Raw genomic sequence first — 21509 nt, 5'->3', positions numbered from 1 at the left:
TCAGGCACCTATCTTTTTGATCGTCAGAGGGATTTCCGCGTGATCGTCATAACGCGCGGTACAGGCGGCGACGTCATTGGTTCCCGCTTTGCAGGTAATTTCAGGCATCGGATAACGTGAACCGTCGGTACAACGGGCATTGCCGCGACTCTTAATCATTAATTCACCCGACTGGTGCAAACCAGAGAAAATCTCGGCACGACAAACAATGTTGTCACCATGAACCACGCGCGCAGTGCCTTTATTGGCCTGGATCTGATAGCGCAGAGACGGCGCTTTGCCGCTCACCGGATCTTTAACATCGACCATGACGCGCCAGTTACCGTTGAGAAAACGCGTCGTTCCTGCCTTCATCTGGTTGGCATCCATCACCAGCGCATCTTTTGGAATCGCGGCGATCACCACCGGTCCTTCGACAGGTTTCTCTTTCTTCGGAGCTGGAGTCACTTCAGCACGATGCAGGGGCAGTACAGATGTCAGTGCTGGCAGCGGTGCCATATCAACCTTAGCGACTTCAATAGCGGCTACTGCGGGTACGGGCTGGGTGGTCTGTTGCTTCCACAGCCGCGGCCCAACGATGGCTGCAATAATCACTGCGGCAACGGGGAGGCTCCACAGCGGTATGCGGCGTATGGGCTTTTCATGTACCGGCGGGGCAGTGACTTCAGGTTCGTTAACAATAACCGGGGGGTGAGGTTCAGGTTCAACCGGTTTTGGCAGATCAACGACCGGCGTCAGTAAGGGGACATCGGCCTCGGCAAAGGTAATTTCCGGTGCGATTTCTTCTTCCTGTTCTGGCTCTGCTACGGTAACCACAGGAGGCACATCGGCAATGCGCAGGCAGTCGAGCACATCGTCGCGGGGATTTTCATTCAGATTGACGAAGCCCCAGAACGTAATAACGGGTTTGCCATCAACCAGAAACACGTGATTTTCACCGGGAAATTGGATGGCTTTTTCGAGCAGTGAGCCAAACAGCTGTAGGGAAGTTTTCCCCGATTGCAGGCTTTTACGGCTCAGGGTCGCCGCATTTTCCAGCGTGCTCCCCAGATAGCGCAGCGCACGAAAACGTGCTTCTTCATCAGCGGCTTTCCACGCCACGGCTTTCCCTTCTATCGGGGAATACCAGTCAACCCGATCGCCGTTGTCGTTAATTTGTGGGATCGCCAGACAATCCACCATCGCCTGCTGTTTACGCAGACGAAGCGTTTCACGAATTTGCAATGCTGAATCAAACACGGCCTGACCACCGCCGCCCACGGCCTGATAGTCATCCAAATTGCCGCTGCGCAAGAGAGTTTTTGCCACGTTGTTACCCCTTAGACTTCTTCACGTATCTACTTTACGTTTTATAAAAACGAGCAAACGGCGAAAGAGAGGCAAAAAGGGGCTAATTTTCATGGCATAGAGTGCCGGGAAAAATCTTGACGTTTTGAAAAAGACTTAAGGGAAATTAATTCGCTTGGAGTGATGAATTATTCAGCGAAATACACCGGATTAGAATAACCTGATAGTGATTTGTTATTGGTCAGTTTTTGTCAGCTATGCTCTGATATCCCTGTTAATAATAAAATAAGAAGGCTTATAACCATGATTGCAAGGAAAACGTTACTCGCGCTGGCTCTCAGCGCCGTCTTACCGTCAGGCGCTGCGTTCGCGGCCAATACTGACACCATCATCTATTGCTCTGAAGCATCTCCGGAGTCATTTAACCCGCAAATCGCCAGTTCAGGTCCTTCATTTGTGGCCAGTTCACAGGTGCTCTACAACCGACTCATCAACTTTGATCCAGTAAAGAATACCCCGATACCGTCTCTGGCAACGGACTGGACGATTTCCCCGGACGGTAAGACTTATACGTTTACCCTGCGTCAGGGCGTGAAATTCAACAGTAATAAATTCTTTAAACCGACCCGCGACTTCAACGCAGATGACGTGATTTTCTCGGTATTACGGCAGAAAGATGCCGATCATCCGTATCACAAGGTTTCTCAGGGAAGCTACGAATACTTTAACGATGTTGGTCTGGATAAACTGATTAAAGAAGTGAAGAAGGTCGATGATTATCATGTTCAGTTTGTCCTCAATGAACCTAATGCTGCGTTTCTTGCCGACTGGGGTATGGATTTTGCCTCTATCCTTTCTGCGGAATATGCCGACGCGATGCTGAAAAAAGGCACCCCGGAAAACGTCGATAACTGGCCGATTGGCACCGGGCCTTACGTGTTGCAACAGTACAAGCAGGACTCGCAAATCCGCTATCTTGCCAACCCGAACTACTGGGATGGCGCCGTTCCAACGAAGCACCTGATCTTCTCAATCACTCCAAACGTCCAGACGCGGCTGGCAAAACTGCAAACCAATGAGTGCCAGATAATCCCGGCACCAGCCCCCGTACAGTTTGACGAAATTAAAAAGAATAAAGATTTGACGCTGCATGCGGTTGAAGCGCTGAACGTCGGATATCTGGCGTTTAATACCGAGAAAAAACCGTTTGATAACGTACTGGTGCGTCAGGCGCTAAACTACGCGACCGATAAAAAGGCCATTATTAACGCCGTCTTTTTAGGTTCCGGTACGGTGGCAAAATCGCCGATTCCGCCGAATATGATGGGCTTCAATAAAGATCTGCAGGATTACGCTTACGACCCGCAAAAGGCAAAAGATCTGCTGAAGCAGGCGGGGCTGGAAAACGGCTTTGAAGCGACGCTGTGGTCAATGCCGGTTCAGCGCCCTTACAACCCGAACTCCCGACGGATTGCTGAGATGATCCAGAGCGACTGGGCAAAGGTGGGCGTGAAGGCGAAAATTGTGTCGTACGAGTGGGGGGAATATCTCTCCGGAATGCGTAAAGGTGAGCATGACACCGCATTGTTTGGCTGGATGTCAGACAACGGCGATCCGGATAACTTCGCCGATGTGCTGCTGGGCTGCGACAGCATAAAAACCGGATCTAACGCCGCGCGCTGGTGCGATAAAGAGTATAATTCGTTGGTTCAAAAGGCGAAGCTGGTGAGTAAACCGGAAGAGCGCGCCGCGCTTTACCAGCAATCGCAAGAGATTTTCTACCAGCAGGCTCCGTGGATAGCTCTGGCAAACGGTAAAACGTTCTACGCTACGCGCAGCAACGTCAGCGGATACAGCGTCAGCCTGATGGGCAGTGATTTTTCAAAAGCAAAATTAAATTAATGAGTTAAGGAGAGGTTATGTCGCATCTGGATGAGGTCAGCGCACGTGTTGATGCCGCCATTGAAGAGAGCGTCATTACGCATATGAATGAATTGCTGATTGAGCTCAGCGATGATGTCGCGTTGAGCCGGGAAGATCGCTATACCCAGCAACAGCGTTTGCGTACGGCTATCGCACATCATGGCCGTCAGCATAAAGAAGATATGGAAGCCCGTCGCGAACAATTGACCAAAGGCGGCACAATCCTCTGATATTTCACTTATCCGACCTACAGGCACGCTCTGTAGGTCTGATAAGCGAAGCGCCATCAGGCAATTAAAATGAACGTCTCGCCACCAGCCACGCCCCGATGACCAACAGCACCGCGCCACAGACCGGGCCTACCAGCGCCCGCAGCGGCACGCCGTGACTACGTAGAATATCCAGCACCAGCCCGCCGATTAACTGGCTAGCCACCAGTACCGCAATCGTCGTGGCGGCGCCTACATTTTGGTATCCACTAATACTGGCGAAAACAAAGAACGATCCCAACAAGCCGGGGATGAGCGTCCACCAGCGCACGCTGGATACCAGTTCACCAAACCCTGCCAAACCTTGCTTAAACCACAATATGCTGACAAACAGCACGATCCCAACCAGCGAGTTAAGCAACATGGCGATGAGGATCGTCGAGGATGTCTGGGTGATGCGTACCATCAAGGTATTTTGCACCACCAGACCAATACCCGCGGCAATCAGAAAGGAGAGGGTCAGCGTCTGGTTCATCTAAGGGCATCCGGTTCGCGGCGATCGTCTAACTGTAACTGCATGAAGGTCAGATCCAGCCACCGCCCAAATTTAGTGCCAACCTGCGGCATTTGCGCGGTGGTTTTAAAGCCCAGCAAGCTGTGCAGATGCAGTGATGCCTGATTTTGAGACTCAATACCTGCCACCATTACATGCTTGCCGCATGCGCGGGCTTCGTCTATCAGTCTGCTGAGCAGTTCCCGTCCGAGCCCCTTTCCCTGATGTTCAGGATGAACATACACCGAATGTTCAACGGTATGACGGAAGCCATCAAAGTTACGCCAGTCGCCAAAGGAGGCGTATCCCGTAACCACGCCATTCTCTTCACTCACCAGCACCGGATACCCCATCAATTGGCGGGCTTCATACCAGGAAATACGGTTTTCGGCATCGACCGTTTGATCGTTCCAGATAGCCGCCGTATGCAGTACCGCATGGTTGTAGATTTCTGCAATGGCGGCGCAGTCTTCTTTGCTGGCAAATCGAATTGACATGTTGAACCTCAGGGCTTGTTCACTATAGTATTACAATATGAATACTATTGAAGACAGCATAAATCAACGGATCAGTGCAAGAATTCGCATTGAGCGGGAATCTCGCGGTTGGTCACTCACGGAACTTGCCGAGCGCGCGGGTGTGTCGCGGGCCATGATCCATAAAATAGAGCGCGGCGAGAGTAGTCCAACGGCTACGTTGCTGGGCAGGCTTTCCGGCGCGTTTGGCATCAGCATGTCTACCCTGATTGCACGAGCTGAAATGCAGGAGGGCAAGCTCCTACGCTTCGTCGATCAGCCTGTTTGGCACGATCCACAAAGTCACTATCTGCGCCGCCATGTTTCACCGCGCAGCGATCTGCCTATCGATCTGGTGCAGATCGAATTACCCGCCGGAAGTGATATCCCGATGCCAGCCTCTTCCTATGTGCAGGCCAGACAACTTATCTGGTTACAGCAGGGGGAATTAGTCTTTGTGGAAGGGGACGTACGCCATGAAATGCAGGCAGGTGATTGCCTGGAACTTGGCCCGCCGAATGACTGTCGGTTTATCAATGAAACCGCGCAACCTTGCGTTTACCTGGTTGTGCGGTTAAATCACGTCGTCAGCTAAATAGCAGGAACGGGCTGCTACTATTGATGGATTCATGCCAAAAGCAGAGGAGCACATCATGGGTCAACAGATTAATCGTAACCGTCGTTGGGTACTGGCTTCCCGTCCACATGGCGCGCCAGTCCCAGAGAACTTCCGTCTTGAAGAAGATGAAGTCGCAACACCGGGCGAAGGCCAGATGTTGTTGCGCACAGTTTATCTTTCCCTCGATCCCTACATGCGTGGCCGCATGAGCGATGAGCCATCTTACTCACCACCAGTAGATATTGGTGGTGTCATGGTTGGGGGTACCGTAAGTCGCGTGGTGTCATCCCACCATCCGGACTACCAGCCAGGCGAATGGGTATTGAGCTACAGCGGTTGGCAGGACTATGACATCTCCGACGGTAACGGGCTGGTGAAGCTTGGCGATCATCCCGAGCATCCCTCCTGGGCGCTGGGTGTTATGGGTATGCCGGGGTTTACCGCTTATATGGGCCTGCTGGATATCGGTCAGCCAAAAGCGGGGGAAACGCTGGTGGTAGCTGCCGCAACCGGGCCGGTTGGCGCAACGGTCGGGCAGATCGGTAAGCTTAAGGGTTGTCGGGTGATCGGTGTGGCGGGTGGGGCAGAGAAATGCCGACATGCCACCGAGGTATTGGGTTTTGATGTTTGTCTCGATCACCACGCACAAGATTTTGCGCAACAACTGGCAAAAGCCTGCCAGCAGGGTATTGATATTTATTACGAAAACGTCGGTGGAAAAGTATTTGATGCCGTTCTGCCATTGCTCAATACCTCAGCGCGGATTCCGCTTTGTGGCCTGGTCAGCGGTTATAACGCAACGTCGCTTCCGGCCGGACCTGACAGATTACCGCTGTTAATGGCAACGCTGCTGAAAAAGCGTATCCGCATGCAGGGTTTTATCATTGGTCAGGATTATGGACACCGTATTCATGAGTTTCAGCGGGAGATGGGGCGCTGGGTTAAAGAGGGCAAAATCCACTACCGCGAGCAGGTGACCGACGGTCTGGAAAATGCGCCACAAACCTTTATCGGTCTGCTGACTGGCAAAAACTTCGGCAAGGTAGTGATTCGTCTTGCTGAGGAGTGATGCGTAAAAACTGATGGCGGGAGTCATTCCCGCCAGTGTTACTCAAAACGCCAGGCCAGATTAATACCTACGCCATAGTTTCGTCCTGGCGCCGGTTCGTAGTATCTGCCATTTGACTCATTCACAATCACCGAGCCGACATATGTTTTATCGAACAGATTATCCACCCGTCCGAACAGGTCTACCATGAGATTGCTGTAATAAAATTTATAACCGGTATTCAAGCCAACAACGGAATATGACGGGGCTTTCGCCGTATTTTCATCATTGGCCATAATGTCGCCCATATAACGCACATCTGCTCCCGCATACCAACCTTCATCAGGAACGTAGCCCAGTGACGCAAATCCCATGTTTTGCGCTATGCCGGGCAGTCGGTTGCCGTTGCAGTTTTGATCCCCACAGACGTTGCTGCGGTAGGTTGCATCCAGCCAGGTCCATGATGCTTTTGCGCGCCAGTTTGCGGCAAAGCGTTGATCCCAGGATAATTCCCCTCCCTGACGGCGAGTTTTTCCGGCGTTTTTATAAGTTGTCCGTCCGCCGTTGCTGCTGTCAACGACGATTTCGTCGTCTGTGTTAGTCTGGAACAAGGCCACGGTAAACAACCCATCGCCAACACGTGTTTTGCTACCGATTTCAACGGTGTCATTTGTGGACGGCTGTAAACCAAAATTCATGCCGCTTTGGCCGTCGGAACGGTAGGACAGTTCGTTAATGGTGGGTGTTTCGAAACCGCGACCCGCGGCCAGATAGACGTTCCAGGCATCGGTGATGGCATATTTTAACGATCCGGCTGGCAGCCATTGGTGATAGCTGGCGTCACCGCTGTCATCTCCGTTACCGGGCGTAATATAGCGATCGTTAGAATCAAACCACACCGAACTGTAACGAACGCCAGCATCCAGTGAGAGTTTCTGCGTTAATTGCCACTGTGTTTGCAGATAGGGGTCGACATTCCACATCAGGTTACGTTCGTTACGTCGTAAGTCGCCTTTCTGCCCATACTCCGGCACGCCATCATCAAGACGGAAGTTGTTGTAGCCTTTACGGTTTTCGCTCATGTTTTCATAATTCAGACCGGTGGTGAAGGTCACGGGGATGCCCAACTCACCCCGATGAGTCCAGCGGTTGTCTATCCCCTGATAATGACGTTGCAGGGTAATGACGCCTCCGGCATGAGACGGTTTTAACTGTGGTGCCATCGGGATCGACTGATACTGAGTAGTTTCACGTTCTCCTGCATAGGTCATGATACTGATATCATCCTGCTCGCTAAGCTGGCGTTCATAGCGCAATCCCGCCTGGGTCTGCTTGATGGTTTTTCGCGTATTGAATTGCTCAGCACGGGGTGATTGCTGTGGATCAACCAGCCATTCCGACTCGGTAAGACCGCCGGGATCGGCGGCTTTACTGTCAACACTATTGAAAATCAGAGTTAGTTTGCTCGCATCGTCTATGCGCACGCCAAGTTTGGCATTGGCCAGATTTTTTTGCGCGCTACTGTGATCGCGATAACCGTGGGTGGTAAACCGGGTTGTCGAAACGGTGTAATCCACATCGCCTTGCTGAGTACCATCTCCCAGAGCTCCCGTTGCTTTTAACCCGTAGCGCCAGGTGCCAAAACTGCCGTAATAACTGCTGGCCTCAATGGTTGGCGGCTCATGTCCTGTCTCAGTACTGACATTCATTACCCCGCCGGACGCATTGCCATACAGAGCAGAGAAGGGGCCGCGTAAAACCTCAATGTTTTGTACGCTGCTAATGTCAATATTGGATGTTTGACCTTGTCCATCCGGCATGGTTGCTGGAATACCATCGACGTACAAACGAATACCGCGGATACCATAAGTGGTTCGCGAACCAAATCCACGAATCGATAGCTGGAGGTCCTGGGCGTAATTTTGTCTGTTTTGTACCTGTAACCCCGGGACGCTGGTTAAGGATTCAGACAAGTTAATGCGCGGCGTTGCCAGACGCATATCCTCTCCGTCAACAACGCTGACGGCAGCAGGGGTGTCTAGCTCAGAAACGGACTGTGGCGTCGCACTCACGATCAGCGTTTGATCGTTTATCTCACTTTCTGCCAGGGCAAAAGGCGAGAAGAAGGCAGGCAATAAAGAAACAGGAACAACGGTATAGCGGGCTGAAAAAATCGTCATGAACAAGGCCAGTTAGGATGCTTGCGTCGAAAAATGAACGGTAAGCATGTGAATTTTATTTATAAAAAATGAATTTTAGCGCTGCGTAATTGCGGTAATTTTTCGGGCAATGAAAACGATTGTAGTCAATATGTGAAGAAGTGCTCCACTTTGAGATGAATAATGATTACTATTCTCATTCCTAAAAAGGCAAAACCATGATTTTGCTCATTGAAGCTATGTGAAGCAGTAACAAACGAATTTATCAAAGGGAGTCGTCATGTCTTTACGTCATCTGTTTTCGCCGCGTCTGCGTGGTTCTTTACTGTTAGGTTCACTGCTCGTTGCATCATCTTTTACTACGCAGGCTGCAGAAGAACTGCTGCGCAAAGCCGTCGGCAAAGGTGCCTATGAAATGGCGTACAGCCAGCAAGAGAACGCGTTGTGGCTGGCGACCTCACAGAGCCGCAAACTGGATACCGGCGGGGTGGTTTATCGTCTTGACCCGGTCACCCTCGAAGTGACCCAGGTGATTCATAACGATCTCAAACCGTTTGGTGCCACCATCAACAACGCCACGCAAACGCTGTGGTTCGGCAATACGGTAAACAGCGCGGTAACGGCGATGGATGCCAAAACGGGTGCGGTGAAAGGACGTCTGGTGCTGGATGCGCGTAAACGTTCTGAAGACGTTCGCCCGCTGCAGCCGCGTGAGCTGGTCGCCGATGATGCTACCAACACGGTATACATTAGCGGTATTGGTAAAGAGAGCGTGGTTTGGGTGGTGGACGGTGAGACGATCAAGCTGAAGGACACCATCCAGAATACCGGCAAAATGAGCACTGCTCTGGCTGTCGACAGCAAGGCTAAACGCCTGTACACCGCCAATGCGGACGGTGAATTCATTACCATTGACACCGCCACTAACAAAATTCTCAGCCGCAAAAAACTGCTGGATGACGGGAAAGAGCATTTCTTTATCAACCTGAGCCTGGACACAGCGGGCAACCGCGCATTTGTCACCGACTCTAAAGCGGCGGAAGTGCTGGTAATCGATACCCGTAATGGCAATGTACTGGCAAAAGTAGCCGCGCCGGAATCCCTGGCCGTGTTGTTCAACCCAACGCGTAATGAAGCCTACGTGACTCATCGCCAGGCCGGTAAAGTGAGTGTGATCGACGCGAAAAGCTATAAAGTCGTCAAAACATTCGAGACCCCAACGTTCCCGAATAGCCTGGCGCTCTCCGCCGATGGTAAAACCCTGTATGTCAGCGTGAAACAGAAATCTACCCGCGAGCAGGAAGCCACCCAGCCGGACGATGTTATTCGTATTGCGCTATAAAACATCCGGAGGGGGAAACCCCTCCTGTCATTTCTCTAAACCCCACGATACGCCTCGTTACACCCCGCCAGTAGCCCGAGCCACTTCAGGGACTTACACTACGCCCTCAACGGCTAACTGAATAACACGGGAATACCATGAAAAAGCCATTTATCTGTCTTTGTGCAGGCGTAATGCTGTTTACCCTTGCAGGATGTACCACCGATTACGTCATGACGACCAAAAGCGGACAAACCATCACCACCCAGGGTAAGCCAAAACTGGATAAAGATACGGGAATGACCAGCTATACCGATCAGGATGGAAATGCGCGGGAAATTAACAGCAACGATGTAGCGCAGTTGATTGAAGCGGACTAAAAATGAAGGCCTGAAGGGTTAACCAGTCAGGCCTTCAGCCATTACGGCGCGGTGCGGTGGATTTCCGCGACGCGTTTACGCACGCCGAACCACCCTGCAACCAGCAGGATGGCAATCAACGGTAATGACGCGATGGTGTAGGTGCCGTTTGGATAGTCAAACGCCATCAGCACTAGCACGCTCAGCAGGAACAGTAGGGTTAGCCACGAGGTAAACGGAGCGCCCGGCAGTTTAAAGCTGACGTCTGCCGTTTTACCTTCTTTTATGGCCCGGCGCAGACGCATCTGACAGACCATGATAAAGCCCCACGACGCAATAATGCCCAACGACGCGAAGTTCAACACGATCTCAAACACCTGCGACGGTACCAGATAGTTCAGAAATACCCCGACGACATAGACGACCAACGTGGCGAGGATCCCAGCCCAGGGTACTTGTTGACGGCTCATTTTAGCCATGAATTTAGGCGCCGATCCGCCCATCGACATGGAACGTAAAATACGCCCGGTGCAATACAGCCCAGAGTTAAGGCTGGAAAGCGCCGCGGTGAGCACCACAATATTCATGATACTGCCGATATACGGCACGCCCAGTTTGGAGAAGAAGGTAACAAACGGGCTTTGCCCCGCCTGATAGGCATTCCACGGCAGTAATAGAACCAGCAGAACGACAGAACCCACATAGAACAGACCAATACGCCAGATAACGCTATTGATCGCTTTTGGCACCATGGTTTGCGGATCTTTGCATTCTCCAGCAGCGGTGCCCACCAGTTCAATGGAGGCAAACGCAAAAACTACCCCCTGAACCAGTACCAGCGCTGGAAGCAGACCATGTGGGAAGAATCCACCGTTGTCGGTGATTAGGTGAAAACCGGTGGCGTTACCATCCAGCGGCTTTCCAGTGCCTAAAAAGACGGTACCCACCACCAGGAAAATCACAATCGCCAGCACTTTGACCAGCGCAAACCAAAACTCCATCTCCGCGAACCACTTCACGCCGATCATGTTCATGGTGCCGACAATGGCCAGCGCGCCGAGGGCGAACACCCACTGCGGTACATCACCAAATGTGCCCCAGTAATGCATATACAACGCCACCGCGGTGATATCGACAATGCCGGTCATCGCCCAGTTGATGAAGTACATCCAGCCAGCCACATAGGCGGCTTTCTCACCTAAAAATTCGCGAGCATAGGAGACAAAGCTGCCGCTGGAAGGGCGATGTAAAACCAGTTCACCAAGCGCACGCAGTATAAAGAACGAAAAAATACCGCACACCAGATAAACCAGCGCCAAAGCAGGACCCGCCATTTGCAAGCGTGCGCCAGCCCCTAAAAACAACCCGGTACCGATTGCGCCGCCAATGGCGATCATTTGTACCTGTCGATTACCCATCGCTTTGTGATACCCCTCTTCGTGGGCATTCAACCAGCGTCGTTTCGCCGCATGTTGTTCCGCGGCTTGCGTGTTGTTTGTGTTCATTACTTTTCCTGTTGACCTGACAAAAATACAAAATCCTTTTTGCCGCACCTGCTGCGGCGAAAACAGCCTTACCCTTCATTGTGTTACGGGGGAAAACTGCCGGCCGAGCATCCTACATTCAATTGTTCGGTTCCGCAAAGCCCCGATAACAAGAATTCAGCATTTTTGTACAGCCAGCACTGGCGCGGTGTGGCCTCGATTCAGCCAATAAAAGAGAAGGGCGTAAATACGTGGAGAGGTGTGCGCTTATCGAGACATTCACCCGATAAGCGCCGTAAGGTTATGCTGAGACGCCAAAGACCTGAACGGCCTGCTGTAAGCGCGATGAACGCTGAGTCAGATCGGCGGTAGCATCGGTGACACGCTCCACCATCTCGGCGTTATTGTGTGTCATGGTGCCAACGCGTGAAATCGAATCGTTAATCAGATCCAGCGCCTGGGTTTGCTCACGCGTCGCCAGACTAATATCTTTGATCATCATCGACATCTGCAGGACATCGCCAATCATCCCAGTGAGATGCGTTTCCGTTTGCTCCACCATTTTGACGCCGCTATTGACGTTGGCGACGTTCTTCTCAATCAGCTGTTTGATCTCTTTTGCTGCAGACGCCGAGTGCTGCGCCAGATTACGGACCTCTGCCGCCACAACGGCAAAACCACGCCCGGACTCCCCGGCCCGCGCGGCTTCAACCGCGGCATTGAGCGCCAGAATATTAGTCTGGAAAGCAATACTGTCGATAACGCCGATGATGTCGACTATCTGCCCGTTGTCACGCGATATCGCCTGCATCATGGCGATAGTTTGTTTCATAATATCGCCGCCTTCTGCCGCATTGGCGCTGGTTTTATCGGCCATGGTCATAGTATGAGCCGCAGTCTCAGCAGTTTGCTGTACCGCGCTACCAATTTCTTCAATGGCGGCAGCGGTTTGTTGCAGGTCGGCGGAGGTTTCTTCTGAACGCTTGTGCAGCGCCGTACCTTCTTTTGATACCCGCTGACTGATGGCGCGAATACCGGATATTTGCGTACTGACATCATCGACCAGGGAATTCAGATTAAGCCCGGACTGATTAACCAGACGCATCAGCATTCCGATCTCATCCACCCGATTTAAATGACAGTTATCAGGTTTTCTCCCGGATACCACTTTCTTCATTTGCGTCAGTAGCGTATTAACTGGCTGACAAATTTGATACTTAAGGTAAATAGCAAGCATCAGAAATAAAAACAATAACCCTCCCGCCTGAATAAATGGATTAACAGGAGCGAAGAGAAATAGCACAGCGAGCAGGGCGATTACCCCTAAAGAATAATTGACGCGCTGGCTAATGCTCAGCCATTTAAACATTGATGCCCATGACAATATTCCGCGACGAATGATAATGCCTTTAAAAAGACGAAACCCTTTAAGCTGCTGATTATTAATTTTTTGATATAAGCTTTCGCTTTGAGTTATTTCATCGCGCGAAGGAACGGTACGCACCGAGATGTAGCCGGTGAGTTTTTCATTGTGCCAGACTGGCGTAACGTTGGCGCGAACCCAGTAATGGTCGCCATTCTGCCGACGGTTTTTCACCATCCCCGTCCAGCTGTCTCCCTGCTGTAGCGTGTACCACATATCGGCGAACGCCGCGGGAGGCATATCGGGATGGCGAATAATATTATGTGGTTCGCCCATTAACTGGTGTTCGTTAAATCCGCTGGCATCAATAAACGCGGAGTTGGCGTAGGTAATATGACTTTCTTTATCCGTCGTAGAAAGCAGCGTCGCTTTATCGTTAAGTGCGTGCTCAATTTGTGTAACGGGTATGTTACTTTTCATAGAGGTCCCATGGTGCTATGTATAATCCATACAAAAATCCCCGCAATAAAATCGGGGGATATTAAAATCTGTTTTAAACCGTTTTAATAAGAACGTTGCATTCTCTACTAATCATCAATTCTGTGGAAGTAGTTAAAATAAAAATTCCTATGTAAATCATTCATCCTGTGTCATAAAAGTGAAACAATTAATACAAGCGCATAACGTGACAAGTCGTTTAAACTGACTTAACGTAAATCGCGTTAAAAAACCTTTTCGTAAAAAGAAAACTGGCATGAAATGATTTTGATGTTATTACCGTGATGCCAACGACCCTATTATATTTTGTAGGCTATTAATTGCGGGTGTTTTTCTGTTTAGCGTTACAACCTGTACTGGGCGATCCAAATTTTAACCCTGGCAGCGACAGGGGTTGTTATCTACTTTTTAGCTGAGCAAATGTGAATTAAATGTTTCAGTATGGCTATTTGATAAATTAATAATAAAGACATGTTAACAAACATAGGCTCGTAACATGTCATATCGCCTGAGTATTCTGGATAAAAGCCCCATCGGGGAAGGTGAAACTGCCGCGACCGCGCTTTCCCGTACGTTGCGCCTGGCGCAACTGGCAGAAGAGTGGGGGTACCATCGTTTCTGGATCGCGGAACACCATAATACGGCACAGCTGGCCAGCCCATCGCCGGAGCTGGTGATCGCCTGGATCCTCGGGCAAACCCAGCATATCCGCGTAGGTTCCGGCGGCGTAATGCTGCAACATTACAGCCCGTACAAAGTGGCGGAAAACTTCAATCTTCTGGCATCGCTGGCTCCTGGACGTGTTGATCTCGGCGTAGGGAAAGCCCCTGGCGGCTTACCGCTGTCGACCCAGGCGTTACAGCATGGGCTGCATCAGGAAGAAAAAGGCAGTTTTGCCGACCAGCTTTCTTTGCTTAACGATTGGCTGGCGCTGAGCGGAACGGAAAGCGGGGAAACGGTATTCCCGACGCCAATTCCACCGATACCACCGGAAAAGTTTGTACTGGGAGCCAGTGTGCAAAGCGCGCAGTTAGCAGCGCAATCCGACTGGAATTTCATCTTCGCAGCGCACCTCAATGGTGACAAAGCGTTATTGCATGACGTTTTGTCCTTCTGGCAGACCCACAGTGCACGCCCGACGATAGTCGCCGTCCAGGTGATTGTGGCTGACAGTTACGACACCGCTGCGCAACTGGCGGAAAACGTACAAATCTGGGGCGTGGAGCTGGAAGATGGTCAACGTGTCACGGTAGCCAGCGAAGAACAGGCGCTGGCGTTTGCCGCTCAGTCTGGCAGCCCACCACGCAAAATCGCGCGTCGTGAGCAGGCGTTGCTACACGGCACCGCTCAGGAGGTGATGGCAAAGCTGAATGCTCTGCATACGCAATTTGGCATTGACGAGTTCATTATCGACACGCCAGTGGCGCAAGGGCATGCGCGTCTGACATCGCTGCGTTTGTTAGCGCAAGCCCATAACGCCGTGGAGGTGCTCTGATGACTCTCGGCTCAACGCTTATCGACTGGCGTCGTGAACTACATCAGCATCCGGAGCTTTCCCTGCAGGAGGAAGCAACCACGGCGCGCATTCACGCCTGGTTGCACGCTGCGGACGTCGACATTCTGCCGTTCGAGCTGAAAACCGGTCTGGTCGTGGAAATTGGTCAGGGAGAAGATGTCATCGCGCTGCGGGCGGATATCGACGCGCTACCGATAGAAGAAAGCGCCGATGTTCCGTTTCGTTCACTCACGCCGGGCGTGATGCATGCCTGCGGGCATGACGTCCATACCAGCGTCATGCTTGGTGCAGCACTGCTGCTAAAACAGCAGGAAATAACCTTACCGGGGCGAGTACGTATTTTGTTTCAGCCAGCTGAAGAGAGTTTCGGCGGCGCAAAAACGTTGATCCGCGCCGGTGCGCTGCAAAACGTAGCGGCTATTTTCGGTATGCACAATGAGCCCGGTTTGCCGGTGGGCGAATTTGCCACACGCGGCGGCGCATTTTATGCCAATGTCGATCGCTTCGTGCTACGCATTAATGGCAAGGGCGCACATGCGGCGCGTCCGCATGAAGGTAAGGATGCCATCCTGCTCGCCAGCCAGTTGGTAACGGTGCTGCAAAGCGTTGCCAGCCGCGACATAAACACGCTGGATTCGGTGGTGCTCAGCGTGACCCGTATTCAGGGGGGAAACACATGGAACGTACTGCCGGAGTCCGTTGAGCTGGAAGGGACACTCAGAACGCACCGAACCCAGGTGCAGCAGCAGGTTAAGGCCCGGGTTAATGACATTGCCGCCGGATTTGCCCACGCCTTTGGCGCACAAATCGACGTAATCTGGCATGCGGGACCAACCGCATTGGTAAATGATGATCGTTGGGCCGATATTGCCACCGCGGTGGCGAAACAGTCAGGCTATACCACCCACCATGCCGACCTGCATATGGGCGGGGAGGATTTTGCCGTCTACCTGCAAAATACACCTGGCGCATTTGTCAGTATTGGCAGCGCCAGTGAATACGGATTACATCACCCGGGATTTAATCCGGACGAGCGTTTAATTGAACCTGCCGCGCACTACTTTGCGCAGTTAGCAAAAACGGCATTCGCACACCTTTAAGTTTACCTGTTGGGTAGGGGTTATTATGGCTGAAAATCGGCAACTACGGCTCGGCACTATTCTGCATGGCGCATCGGGAAATATGTCCGCATGGCGCCATCCGGCGGCTCAGGCTGATGCCAGTATTAATTTTGATTTTGTCAAAGAGACGGCGCTTATTGCGGAAAAAGGGAAGCTGGATTTTATTTTTGTCGCCGATGGTCTGTATATTAATGAAAAATCAATCCCGCACTTTTTAAATCGTTTTGAGCCGCTGACAGTATTATCCGCTTTGGCCAGTATCACCCAGAATCTGGGGCTGGTTGGCACGGTGTCCACATCATACAGCGAGCCGTTTACGACCGCACGGCAGTTCGCTAGCCTGGACCATCTCAGCCAGGGGCGCGCCGGATGGAACGTGGTTACGTCGCCTCTGGAAGGATCGGCAAAAAACTACTCTCGCGCTCAGCATCCAGAGCATGCCCAGCGTTATCGTATTGCTGATGAATATTTACAGGTAGTGAAAGGACTGTGGGATTCCTGGGAAGAAGATGCTTTCACCCGTAATAAAACAAGTGGAGAATTTTTTAATCCGCAAAAGCTGCATACGCTTAACCATCATGGAGATTATTTCCAGGTCGCTGGGCCATTAAATATTGGGCGTACACCACAAGGCCGTCCGATTATATTTCAGGCGGGAGCTTCAGCAGATGGCAAGAAATTAGCGGCGCAGCACGCTGATGCCATTTTTACCCATCAGGAGTCGCTGGCAGAGGCTAAAGCGTTCTATCAGGATGTAAAAAGCCAGCTGGAAGTCGCCGGACGACATCCCGATCAACTGCATATATTCCAGGGCGTCAGCGTTATTGTTGGCGACAGCGCAGAGGACGTTGAGCAGCAGTATCAGACTACCGCTGCGCTGGTCTCCGTTACTGACGCGCTGAACTATCTTGGCCGCTACTTTGAACATCATGATTTTGCCCAATATCCGCTGGACGCACCATTCCCGGATCTGGGCTCTCTCGGACAAAACAGCTTTCGCAGTACGACTGATGAGATCAAACGCAACGCACGCGAGCGAGGTTTAACACTTCGTCAGGTTGCTCTGGAAGCGGCCAGTCCACGTCCGCGTTTCAGCGGCACGCCACAACAGGTTGCCGACGGCTTGCAGCAGTGGTTCGACGAAAAAGCCGCAGACGGTTTTATCATCCAGGGCGGAACGCCGGATACCTTCCCGCGTTTTGTCGAACAGGTTGTCCCCGTGCTTCAGGCGCGCGGCCTGTTCCGCCATGAATATCCCGGTACGACCCTGCGCGCAAGCCTGGGATTAGCGACACCTGCAAATCAATTCACACAATAAGAGAAAAACGCTATGCAGAAAAAATCAGTATTTCTCGCGCTGTCACTGGCTTTCAGCGCGACCGTTTGGGCAAATGAGGTGACGATTAACGGCACCGGCGTAAGCCTGGAAGCCAATAAAGCGCCAATCAATACAGCAAAAAACCCGCAGGCGATCGCGCAGTTGCCCGCAAACCTGCACCTGGCCGTACCGGGCAAATTCACCGTGGCGATCGCCGGGCTCAGCCAGCCACCGCTGACCGTTTTTGCCGATGACAATAAGACGTTGATCGGCAGCGAGGCGGACATCGCGCGTCTGGTGGCTGACAGTCTGGGACTGGAACTCAACGTTGTACCTACGTCATGGGAAGACTGGCCGCTGGGCGTCACTTCCGGCAAATACGATGCCGCGATCAGCAATATTACCGTCACCAAAGCACGCAAAGAAAAATTCGATTTCGCGACGTATCGGAAGGACTCTCTTGGCTTTTATGTCAAAACCGGTAGCAAGCTGAAGAAAATCGAGCAGGCGGAAGATATCGCAGGACTACGCATTATTGTCGGTTCGGGGACTAACCAGGAAGCCATTCTGTTGGCCTGGAACGATGAGAACGTGAAGAAAGGGTTACAGCCGTTTACGCCGGTGTATACCAAAGATGATGCCGCGCAAACCCTGGCCCTACAGTCGGGCCGCGCCGATGCCTACTTCGGTCCTAATGTAATCGGCGCGTGGAAAGCTGCACTCAACGGTAAAACGCAATTAGTGGGTAGCGTTGATGGCGGTTGGCCAAAAGCGGCACATATCGCTGTGACGCTGAAAAAAGACAGCGGTCTGGTTCTGCCGGTACAAACCGCCCTCAACGGCGTGATTGGCAACGGCGACTATGACAAGGTGCTGAATCGCTGGGGAGAAGGGGTGGAACGCATTCCACAATCTGAAATCAACCCGGCCGGTTTAGGCGACTAAGGAGGTCATCGTGAGCGATCAATTTCGCGTGCTCTCACCGGAAGCCAGCGAGCTGCAGCCCATTTTGAACGGTCTGTTCGGTGAATATGCCGCCCGCTATGGCGATTACTTTTCTCGCGACGCTGAAGTGGAACTGACCGAATGGTATCTGGCGCCGCAGGGACTTTTTGTGGTACTGGAGCGCCGCGGCGAAATTATCGCCACCGGGGCTTACAAACCTTACGACAAGGACACCGCCGAGATTAAGCGTATCTGGACAAAAAGCAGCCTGCGCCAGCAGGGGCTGGCGGCGCGCGTGGTGCAGGAACTGGAACGTAGAGCGCTGCTCGCAGGCTACAGCCGGATTTATCTGACCACGGGATTTCGCCAGCCGGAGGCCGTCAGACTTTATTTAAGCCAGGGCTACGATCCGCAATTTGATACGACGCGCGATCCCGAAGAGTACAGCCTGCCGCCGTTTGATGGACGGCTGCGCTTTACCAAACTGCTGACTATTACCGGTCAGGCCAGAATCGCCTGAGGAGAGAAAATGAAAACGACAGATAGCATTAGAGTCGTACCGGCACGTTATCCCATGCGTACCGTAGGCGCGGTCATTGCCTTATTTGCCCTTGCGGTAATTCTCCAGTCCGTGGCGTTTAATCCGCGCTGGGAATGGAGCGTGTTTGCCCGCTGGTTCTTTGATCCGGTTATCTTGTCCGGCCTCGGGCAAACGCTGTTACTGACGCTGATCGGGACGCTGTTGAGTATTGTCATCGGCGGTCTGCTGGCGTTGGCGCGGCTTTCATCTTCCTGGCTGTTGAACGGTCTGGCATGGGGGTACATCTGGCTGTTTCGTTCGTTACCGCTGATTGTGGTGCTGATCGTTTTGTACAACTTCTCCTATCTGTACGACACGTTGACGATTGGTATTCCGTTTACTCCCATTCAGTGGGGAAGTTTTGAGACCATCAATGTACTCGGTCAGTTTTCCACTGCGGTGGTTGGCCTGACGCTGGTGCAAAGCGCCTATACCGCTGAAATTATTCGGGGTGGATTTTTAGGGGTCGATCACGGTCAGTACGAGGCAGCGGCAGCACTGGGCTTACCAGCAGGGCGACGTACGCTGCGGATTATTCTGCCGCAGGCGCTGCGCACCATTTTGCCTGCTGGATTCAATGAAATCATCAGCCTGGCGAAAGGGACGGCGATGGTATATGTGCTGGCAATGCCGGAGCTGTTCTACACCATCCAGATGATATATAACCGCACGCAGGAAGTGATCCCGCTGCTGATGGTGGGTGCGGTGTGGTATCTGGTGATCACCAGCGTCCTGTCGTTAATTCAGCACCTGGTTGAACGTGCGTTGGCACGCAGCGAACGACGTTCAGCGATCAACACAGCCCGGGTGAGTCGTGCAGAAAAACGCAGTCGTCAACGTCCACAGCAGGAGGCCGTCCATGTCCCGCTCGCCTGAAGGCCATATTTCTATTACCGGCGTTAGCAAATACTTTGGTCGCCACAAAGCGCTGGATAATGTGTCGCTGGAGATCCCTCCCGGTACGGTAACGGTTATTCTTGGCCCGTCCGGTTCAGGGAAATCCACACTCCTGCGGGCCATCAACCATCTGGAACGCGTCGATGAGGGGTTTATTCAAATCGATGGCGATTACATTGGCTATCGTCGGCAGGGAGACAAGCTGTATGAGCTGAAAGAGGCGGAAATTTTGCGCCAGCGCGTTAACGTCGGCTATGTGTTCCAGAACTTTAATCTGTTCCCGCACTTAACGGTTCTGGAGAATCTGATTGAAGCGCCCATTGCGCACGGACTGGCAACGCGTAAAACCGCCACCGAGCGGGCATTAACTCTGCTTGATGCAGTAGGGTTACGGAATAAAGCCGATGCCTGGTCGCGTCACTTATCCGGAGGTCAGCAGCAGCGTATCGCTATTGCCCGTGCGCTGGCGTTAAATCCGCGCGTCATGCTGTTTGATGAGCCTACATCTGCACTGGATCCTGAACTGGTCGGTGAAGTACTGGATGTCATTAAAGCGCTGGCGAAGTCGGGAACCACGCTGGTTGTGGTAACGCATGAGATTGGCTTCGCCCGGGAAGTGGCTGATCAGGTGGTGTTTATGGTCGATGGCAAAATCATCGAGCAGGGCAGCAGCGAGCAAGTGCTGAATCATCCACGCCACACGCGCACTCAGCAGTTTTTGTCGAAAGTGCTTTGAGACACATTGCGGCACAAGGCTGTGCCGCACAGAGGTTACAGAGTGACGACGATTTTGCCTACCTGGCCATTGGCTTCCATGTATTGATGTGCCTCGACGATATCATCAAAGGCAAAGGTTTTATCAATCAGCGGCTTGAGCTGGCCAGACTGCAATCCTTCAAAGATAAACCGTTTCGCCCGCGCAAGTTTTTCTGCGTCCGTGGTGATTTCGAAAATCTCATAGCCGCGGAAGGTCAGATGGCGACCGAGTATCTCAATGACCGGGATAGAAAGGTCACGTGAATCAAGCGAACCATACTGGAAAAATAGCCCACCGGCTGGCATCACTTGGGCAATTCTTGCCACCGCTGGGCCACCGACCGGATCAAACACCACGCGGGTTCCTTTACCCTCAGTAATCCGCTGAATCTCGGCCACCAGATCCTGCTCCTGGCTTGCAATAACCTCTGCCGCGCCCAGTTGCAGCAGCTGATCACGTTTCTCACTGGTCCGTGTCATCGCAATCGGTTTTGCTCCCCGCATGTTAGCAATCTGAATTGCTGCCAGTCCGACGCTGCTGGAAGCAGCATTGATCAGCACGTTATCACCGGGCTTAATATCCGCATATTCAACCAGCGCACCGAAAGCGGTCACATACATCATCCAACTGGCAGCAGCCTCGATAAAGCTCAGGTTTTGTGGATGCTTTACGACCGCGTGAGCGGGGGCATTAACGACTTCACCATACATTCCATATTGATGAAAGCTGAATGCCGGGATGACGCTAACGTAATCGCCAGGTGCAAACTCACGTACGTTGTCTCCCACTGATTCAATGACTCCGGCAGCTTCATAACCCAGTCGCGCCGGGAAATTAGGTTGGTAAATATACTGTCCGGTGCGGTACATAACTTCCGCACGGTTGATACCAATAGCCCGCACGCGGATCTGAACCTCATTTGCATCAGGCGCGGGAACCTGCATCTCCTGAATCTTCAGGACTTCAGCGCCACCAATTTGATTAAAAACTACGACCTTAGACATAGCAGACCTCAGTAAATTGTTCTGTATTGGGTC

20 protein-coding genes are annotated in these 21509 nt (G+C 52.2%); 13 read left to right on the top strand and 7 right to left on the bottom strand.

Features of this window, described 5'->3' with window-relative positions; all coding sequences use genetic code 11:
- Window positions 1–1308 (bottom strand): SrfA family protein, encoded by a 1308-nt coding sequence (locus OGY09_RS20655; protein ID WP_032943515.1) that lies wholly within the window; start codon window positions 1306–1308, stop codon window positions 1–3.
- Window positions 1309–1590: 282 nt separating this feature from the next.
- Here OGY09_RS20655 and OGY09_RS20650 point away from each other — a divergent pair, with 282 nt between their 5' ends.
- Both OGY09_RS20650 and OGY09_RS20645 read left to right on the top strand, forming a co-directional pair.
- The gene (locus tag OGY09_RS20650) at window positions 1591–3189 is read left to right on the top strand and encodes an ABC transporter substrate-binding protein (protein ID WP_032943514.1); all 1599 of its coding nucleotides are present in this window, start codon (window positions 1591–1593) and stop codon (window positions 3187–3189) included.
- Between the two features lie 17 nt (window positions 3190–3206).
- Window positions 3207–3440 carry a YdcY family protein gene (locus tag OGY09_RS20645; protein WP_003020183.1) on the top strand — a complete coding sequence of 78 codons (234 nt, stop codon included), beginning with the start codon at window positions 3207–3209 and terminating at the stop codon, window positions 3438–3440.
- Between the two features lie 64 nt (window positions 3441–3504).
- Here the strand turns inward: OGY09_RS20645 and OGY09_RS20640 are convergent, their stop codons facing one another.
- Together OGY09_RS20640 and OGY09_RS20635 are read right to left on the bottom strand one after the other, a co-directional pair.
- Window positions 3505–3954, bottom strand: a complete 450-nt coding sequence (locus OGY09_RS20640) for a DMT family transporter (protein ID WP_008784831.1) — start codon at window positions 3952–3954, stop codon at window positions 3505–3507.
- Window positions 3951–4469, bottom strand: a complete 519-nt coding sequence (locus OGY09_RS20635; protein ID WP_032943513.1) for a GNAT family N-acetyltransferase — start codon at window positions 4467–4469, stop codon at window positions 3951–3953. Before OGY09_RS20635 ends, OGY09_RS20640 begins: the two co-directional genes overlap by 4 nt.
- A 37-nt stretch (window positions 4470–4506) precedes the next feature.
- Here OGY09_RS20635 and OGY09_RS20630 point away from each other — a divergent pair, with 37 nt between their 5' ends.
- Window positions 4507–5082: a helix-turn-helix domain-containing protein gene (locus tag OGY09_RS20630; RefSeq protein ID WP_003833097.1), complete on the top strand. Its 576-nt coding sequence runs from the start codon at window positions 4507–4509 to the stop codon at window positions 5080–5082.
- Window positions 5083–5140: 58 nt separating this feature from the next.
- The gene (gene curA / locus OGY09_RS20625; RefSeq protein WP_032943511.1) at window positions 5141–6175 is read left to right on the top strand and encodes an NADPH-dependent curcumin/dihydrocurcumin reductase; all 1035 of its coding nucleotides are present in this window, start codon (window positions 5141–5143) and stop codon (window positions 6173–6175) included.
- Between the two features lie 38 nt (window positions 6176–6213).
- On the opposite strand, the gene pqqU is transcribed toward curA, so the two are convergent.
- Window positions 6214–8334 carry a TonB-dependent receptor PqqU gene (gene pqqU / locus OGY09_RS20620; RefSeq protein ID WP_032943510.1) on the bottom strand — a complete coding sequence of 707 codons (2121 nt, stop codon included), beginning with the start codon at window positions 8332–8334 and terminating at the stop codon, window positions 6214–6216.
- A 259-nt stretch (window positions 8335–8593) separates the two neighbouring features.
- Between pqqU and yncE the strand changes: the two genes are divergently transcribed.
- On the top strand, window positions 8594–9655 hold the full coding sequence (yncE, locus tag OGY09_RS20615) for a 7-bladed beta-propeller protein YncE (protein WP_032943509.1): 1062 nt from the start codon (window positions 8594–8596) through the stop codon (window positions 9653–9655).
- Between the two features lie 137 nt (window positions 9656–9792).
- Window positions 9793–10014, top strand: coding sequence for a YgdI/YgdR family lipoprotein (locus OGY09_RS20610; RefSeq protein WP_006684490.1), 222 nt, complete (start codon window positions 9793–9795; stop codon window positions 10012–10014).
- Window positions 10015–10055: 41 nt separating this feature from the next.
- Here OGY09_RS20610 and ansP read toward each other — a convergent pair whose 3' ends face one another.
- Window positions 10056–11498: an L-asparagine permease gene (gene ansP / locus OGY09_RS20605; protein WP_032943507.1), complete on the bottom strand. Its 1443-nt coding sequence runs from the start codon at window positions 11496–11498 to the stop codon at window positions 10056–10058.
- A gap of 280 nt (window positions 11499–11778) precedes the next feature.
- Window positions 11779–13320, bottom strand: a complete 1542-nt coding sequence (locus OGY09_RS20600) for a methyl-accepting chemotaxis protein (RefSeq protein WP_008784825.1) — start codon at window positions 13318–13320, stop codon at window positions 11779–11781.
- 514 nt (window positions 13321–13834) lie between these two features.
- Between OGY09_RS20600 and OGY09_RS20595 the strand changes: the two genes are divergently transcribed.
- The 7 genes from OGY09_RS20595 to OGY09_RS20570 are packed head-to-tail and all read left to right on the top strand — an operon-like array spanning window position 13835 to window position 20451.
- Window positions 13835–14833, top strand: coding sequence for an MsnO8 family LLM class oxidoreductase (locus tag OGY09_RS20595; RefSeq protein WP_032943505.1), 999 nt, complete (start codon window positions 13835–13837; stop codon window positions 14831–14833).
- A complete protein-coding gene (locus tag OGY09_RS20590; protein WP_032943504.1) occupies window positions 14833–15954 on the top strand; it encodes an amidohydrolase in 1122 nt (373 codons plus the stop codon). The genes OGY09_RS20595 and OGY09_RS20590 overlap by 1 nt, the downstream gene beginning before the upstream one ends.
- A 25-nt stretch (window positions 15955–15979) precedes the next feature.
- Complete coding sequence (locus OGY09_RS25485; protein ID WP_032943503.1) at window positions 15980–17293, top strand: LLM class flavin-dependent oxidoreductase; 1314 nt, start codon at window positions 15980–15982, stop codon at window positions 17291–17293.
- Between the two features lie 12 nt (window positions 17294–17305).
- Window positions 17306–18238: an ABC transporter substrate-binding protein gene (locus OGY09_RS25480; protein WP_032943502.1), complete on the top strand. Its 933-nt coding sequence runs from the start codon at window positions 17306–17308 to the stop codon at window positions 18236–18238.
- Window positions 18239–18248: 10 nt separating this feature from the next.
- Window positions 18249–18758, top strand: a complete 510-nt coding sequence (locus OGY09_RS20580) for a GNAT family N-acetyltransferase (protein WP_032943501.1) — start codon at window positions 18249–18251, stop codon at window positions 18756–18758.
- A gap of 9 nt (window positions 18759–18767) precedes the next feature.
- Entirely contained in the window at window positions 18768–19694 is a 927-nt protein-coding gene (locus OGY09_RS20575; protein WP_008784820.1) for an amino acid ABC transporter permease, read from the top strand.
- Window positions 19678–20451, top strand: a complete 774-nt coding sequence (locus tag OGY09_RS20570; RefSeq protein ID WP_032943499.1) for an amino acid ABC transporter ATP-binding protein — start codon at window positions 19678–19680, stop codon at window positions 20449–20451. Before OGY09_RS20575 ends, OGY09_RS20570 begins: the two co-directional genes overlap by 17 nt.
- A 35-nt stretch (window positions 20452–20486) precedes the next feature.
- Here the strand turns inward: OGY09_RS20570 and OGY09_RS20565 are convergent, their stop codons facing one another.
- Window positions 20487–21476 carry a zinc-dependent alcohol dehydrogenase family protein gene (locus tag OGY09_RS20565; RefSeq protein ID WP_032943497.1) on the bottom strand — a complete coding sequence of 330 codons (990 nt, stop codon included), beginning with the start codon at window positions 21474–21476 and terminating at the stop codon, window positions 20487–20489.
- Window positions 21477–21509: the final 33 nt, after the last annotated feature.

Origin of the sequence: Citrobacter sp. Cpo071, from assembly GCF_030332765.1 — a bacterium.
Lineage (GTDB): Bacteria > Pseudomonadota > Gammaproteobacteria > Enterobacterales > Enterobacteriaceae > Citrobacter > Citrobacter portucalensis.
Note: the sequence above shows the minus strand (reverse complement) of the source record. Positions and strands in the feature narration are given on the sequence as shown.

Bases quoted from the DNA above. Each gene is read 5' to 3' on its own strand.
- OGY09_RS20650 (WP_032943514.1), top strand. From the start codon at position 1,591: ATGATTGCAAGGAAAACGTTACTCGCGCTGGCTCTCAGCGCCGTCTTA.
- OGY09_RS20645 (WP_003020183.1), top strand. From the start codon at position 3,207: ATGTCGCATCTGGATGAGGTCAGCGCACGTGTTGATGCCGCCATTGAA.
- OGY09_RS20640 (WP_008784831.1), bottom strand. From the start codon at position 3,954: ATGAACCAGACGCTGACCCTCTCCTTTCTGATTGCCGCGGGTATTGGT.
- OGY09_RS20635 (WP_032943513.1), bottom strand. From the start codon at position 4,469: ATGTCAATTCGATTTGCCAGCAAAGAAGACTGCGCCGCCATTGCAGAA.
- OGY09_RS20630 (WP_003833097.1), top strand. From the start codon at position 4,507: ATGAATACTATTGAAGACAGCATAAATCAACGGATCAGTGCAAGAATT.
- curA (WP_032943511.1), top strand. From the start codon at position 5,141: ATGGGTCAACAGATTAATCGTAACCGTCGTTGGGTACTGGCTTCCCGT.
- pqqU (WP_032943510.1), bottom strand. From the start codon at position 8,334: ATGACGATTTTTTCAGCCCGCTATACCGTTGTTCCTGTTTCTTTATTG.
- yncE (WP_032943509.1), top strand. From the start codon at position 8,594: ATGTCTTTACGTCATCTGTTTTCGCCGCGTCTGCGTGGTTCTTTACTG.
- OGY09_RS20610 (WP_006684490.1), top strand. From the start codon at position 9,793: ATGAAAAAGCCATTTATCTGTCTTTGTGCAGGCGTAATGCTGTTTACC.
- ansP (WP_032943507.1), bottom strand. From the start codon at position 11,498: ATGAACACAAACAACACGCAAGCCGCGGAACAACATGCGGCGAAACGA.
- OGY09_RS20600 (WP_008784825.1), bottom strand. From the start codon at position 13,320: ATGAAAAGTAACATACCCGTTACACAAATTGAGCACGCACTTAACGAT.
- OGY09_RS20595 (WP_032943505.1), top strand. From the start codon at position 13,835: ATGTCATATCGCCTGAGTATTCTGGATAAAAGCCCCATCGGGGAAGGT.
- OGY09_RS20590 (WP_032943504.1), top strand. From the start codon at position 14,833: ATGACTCTCGGCTCAACGCTTATCGACTGGCGTCGTGAACTACATCAG.
- OGY09_RS25485 (WP_032943503.1), top strand. From the start codon at position 15,980: ATGGCTGAAAATCGGCAACTACGGCTCGGCACTATTCTGCATGGCGCA.
- OGY09_RS25480 (WP_032943502.1), top strand. From the start codon at position 17,306: ATGCAGAAAAAATCAGTATTTCTCGCGCTGTCACTGGCTTTCAGCGCG.
- OGY09_RS20575 (WP_008784820.1), top strand. From the start codon at position 18,768: ATGAAAACGACAGATAGCATTAGAGTCGTACCGGCACGTTATCCCATG.
- OGY09_RS20570 (WP_032943499.1), top strand. From the start codon at position 19,678: ATGTCCCGCTCGCCTGAAGGCCATATTTCTATTACCGGCGTTAGCAAA.
- OGY09_RS20565 (WP_032943497.1), bottom strand. From the start codon at position 21,476: ATGTCTAAGGTCGTAGTTTTTAATCAAATTGGTGGCGCTGAAGTCCTG.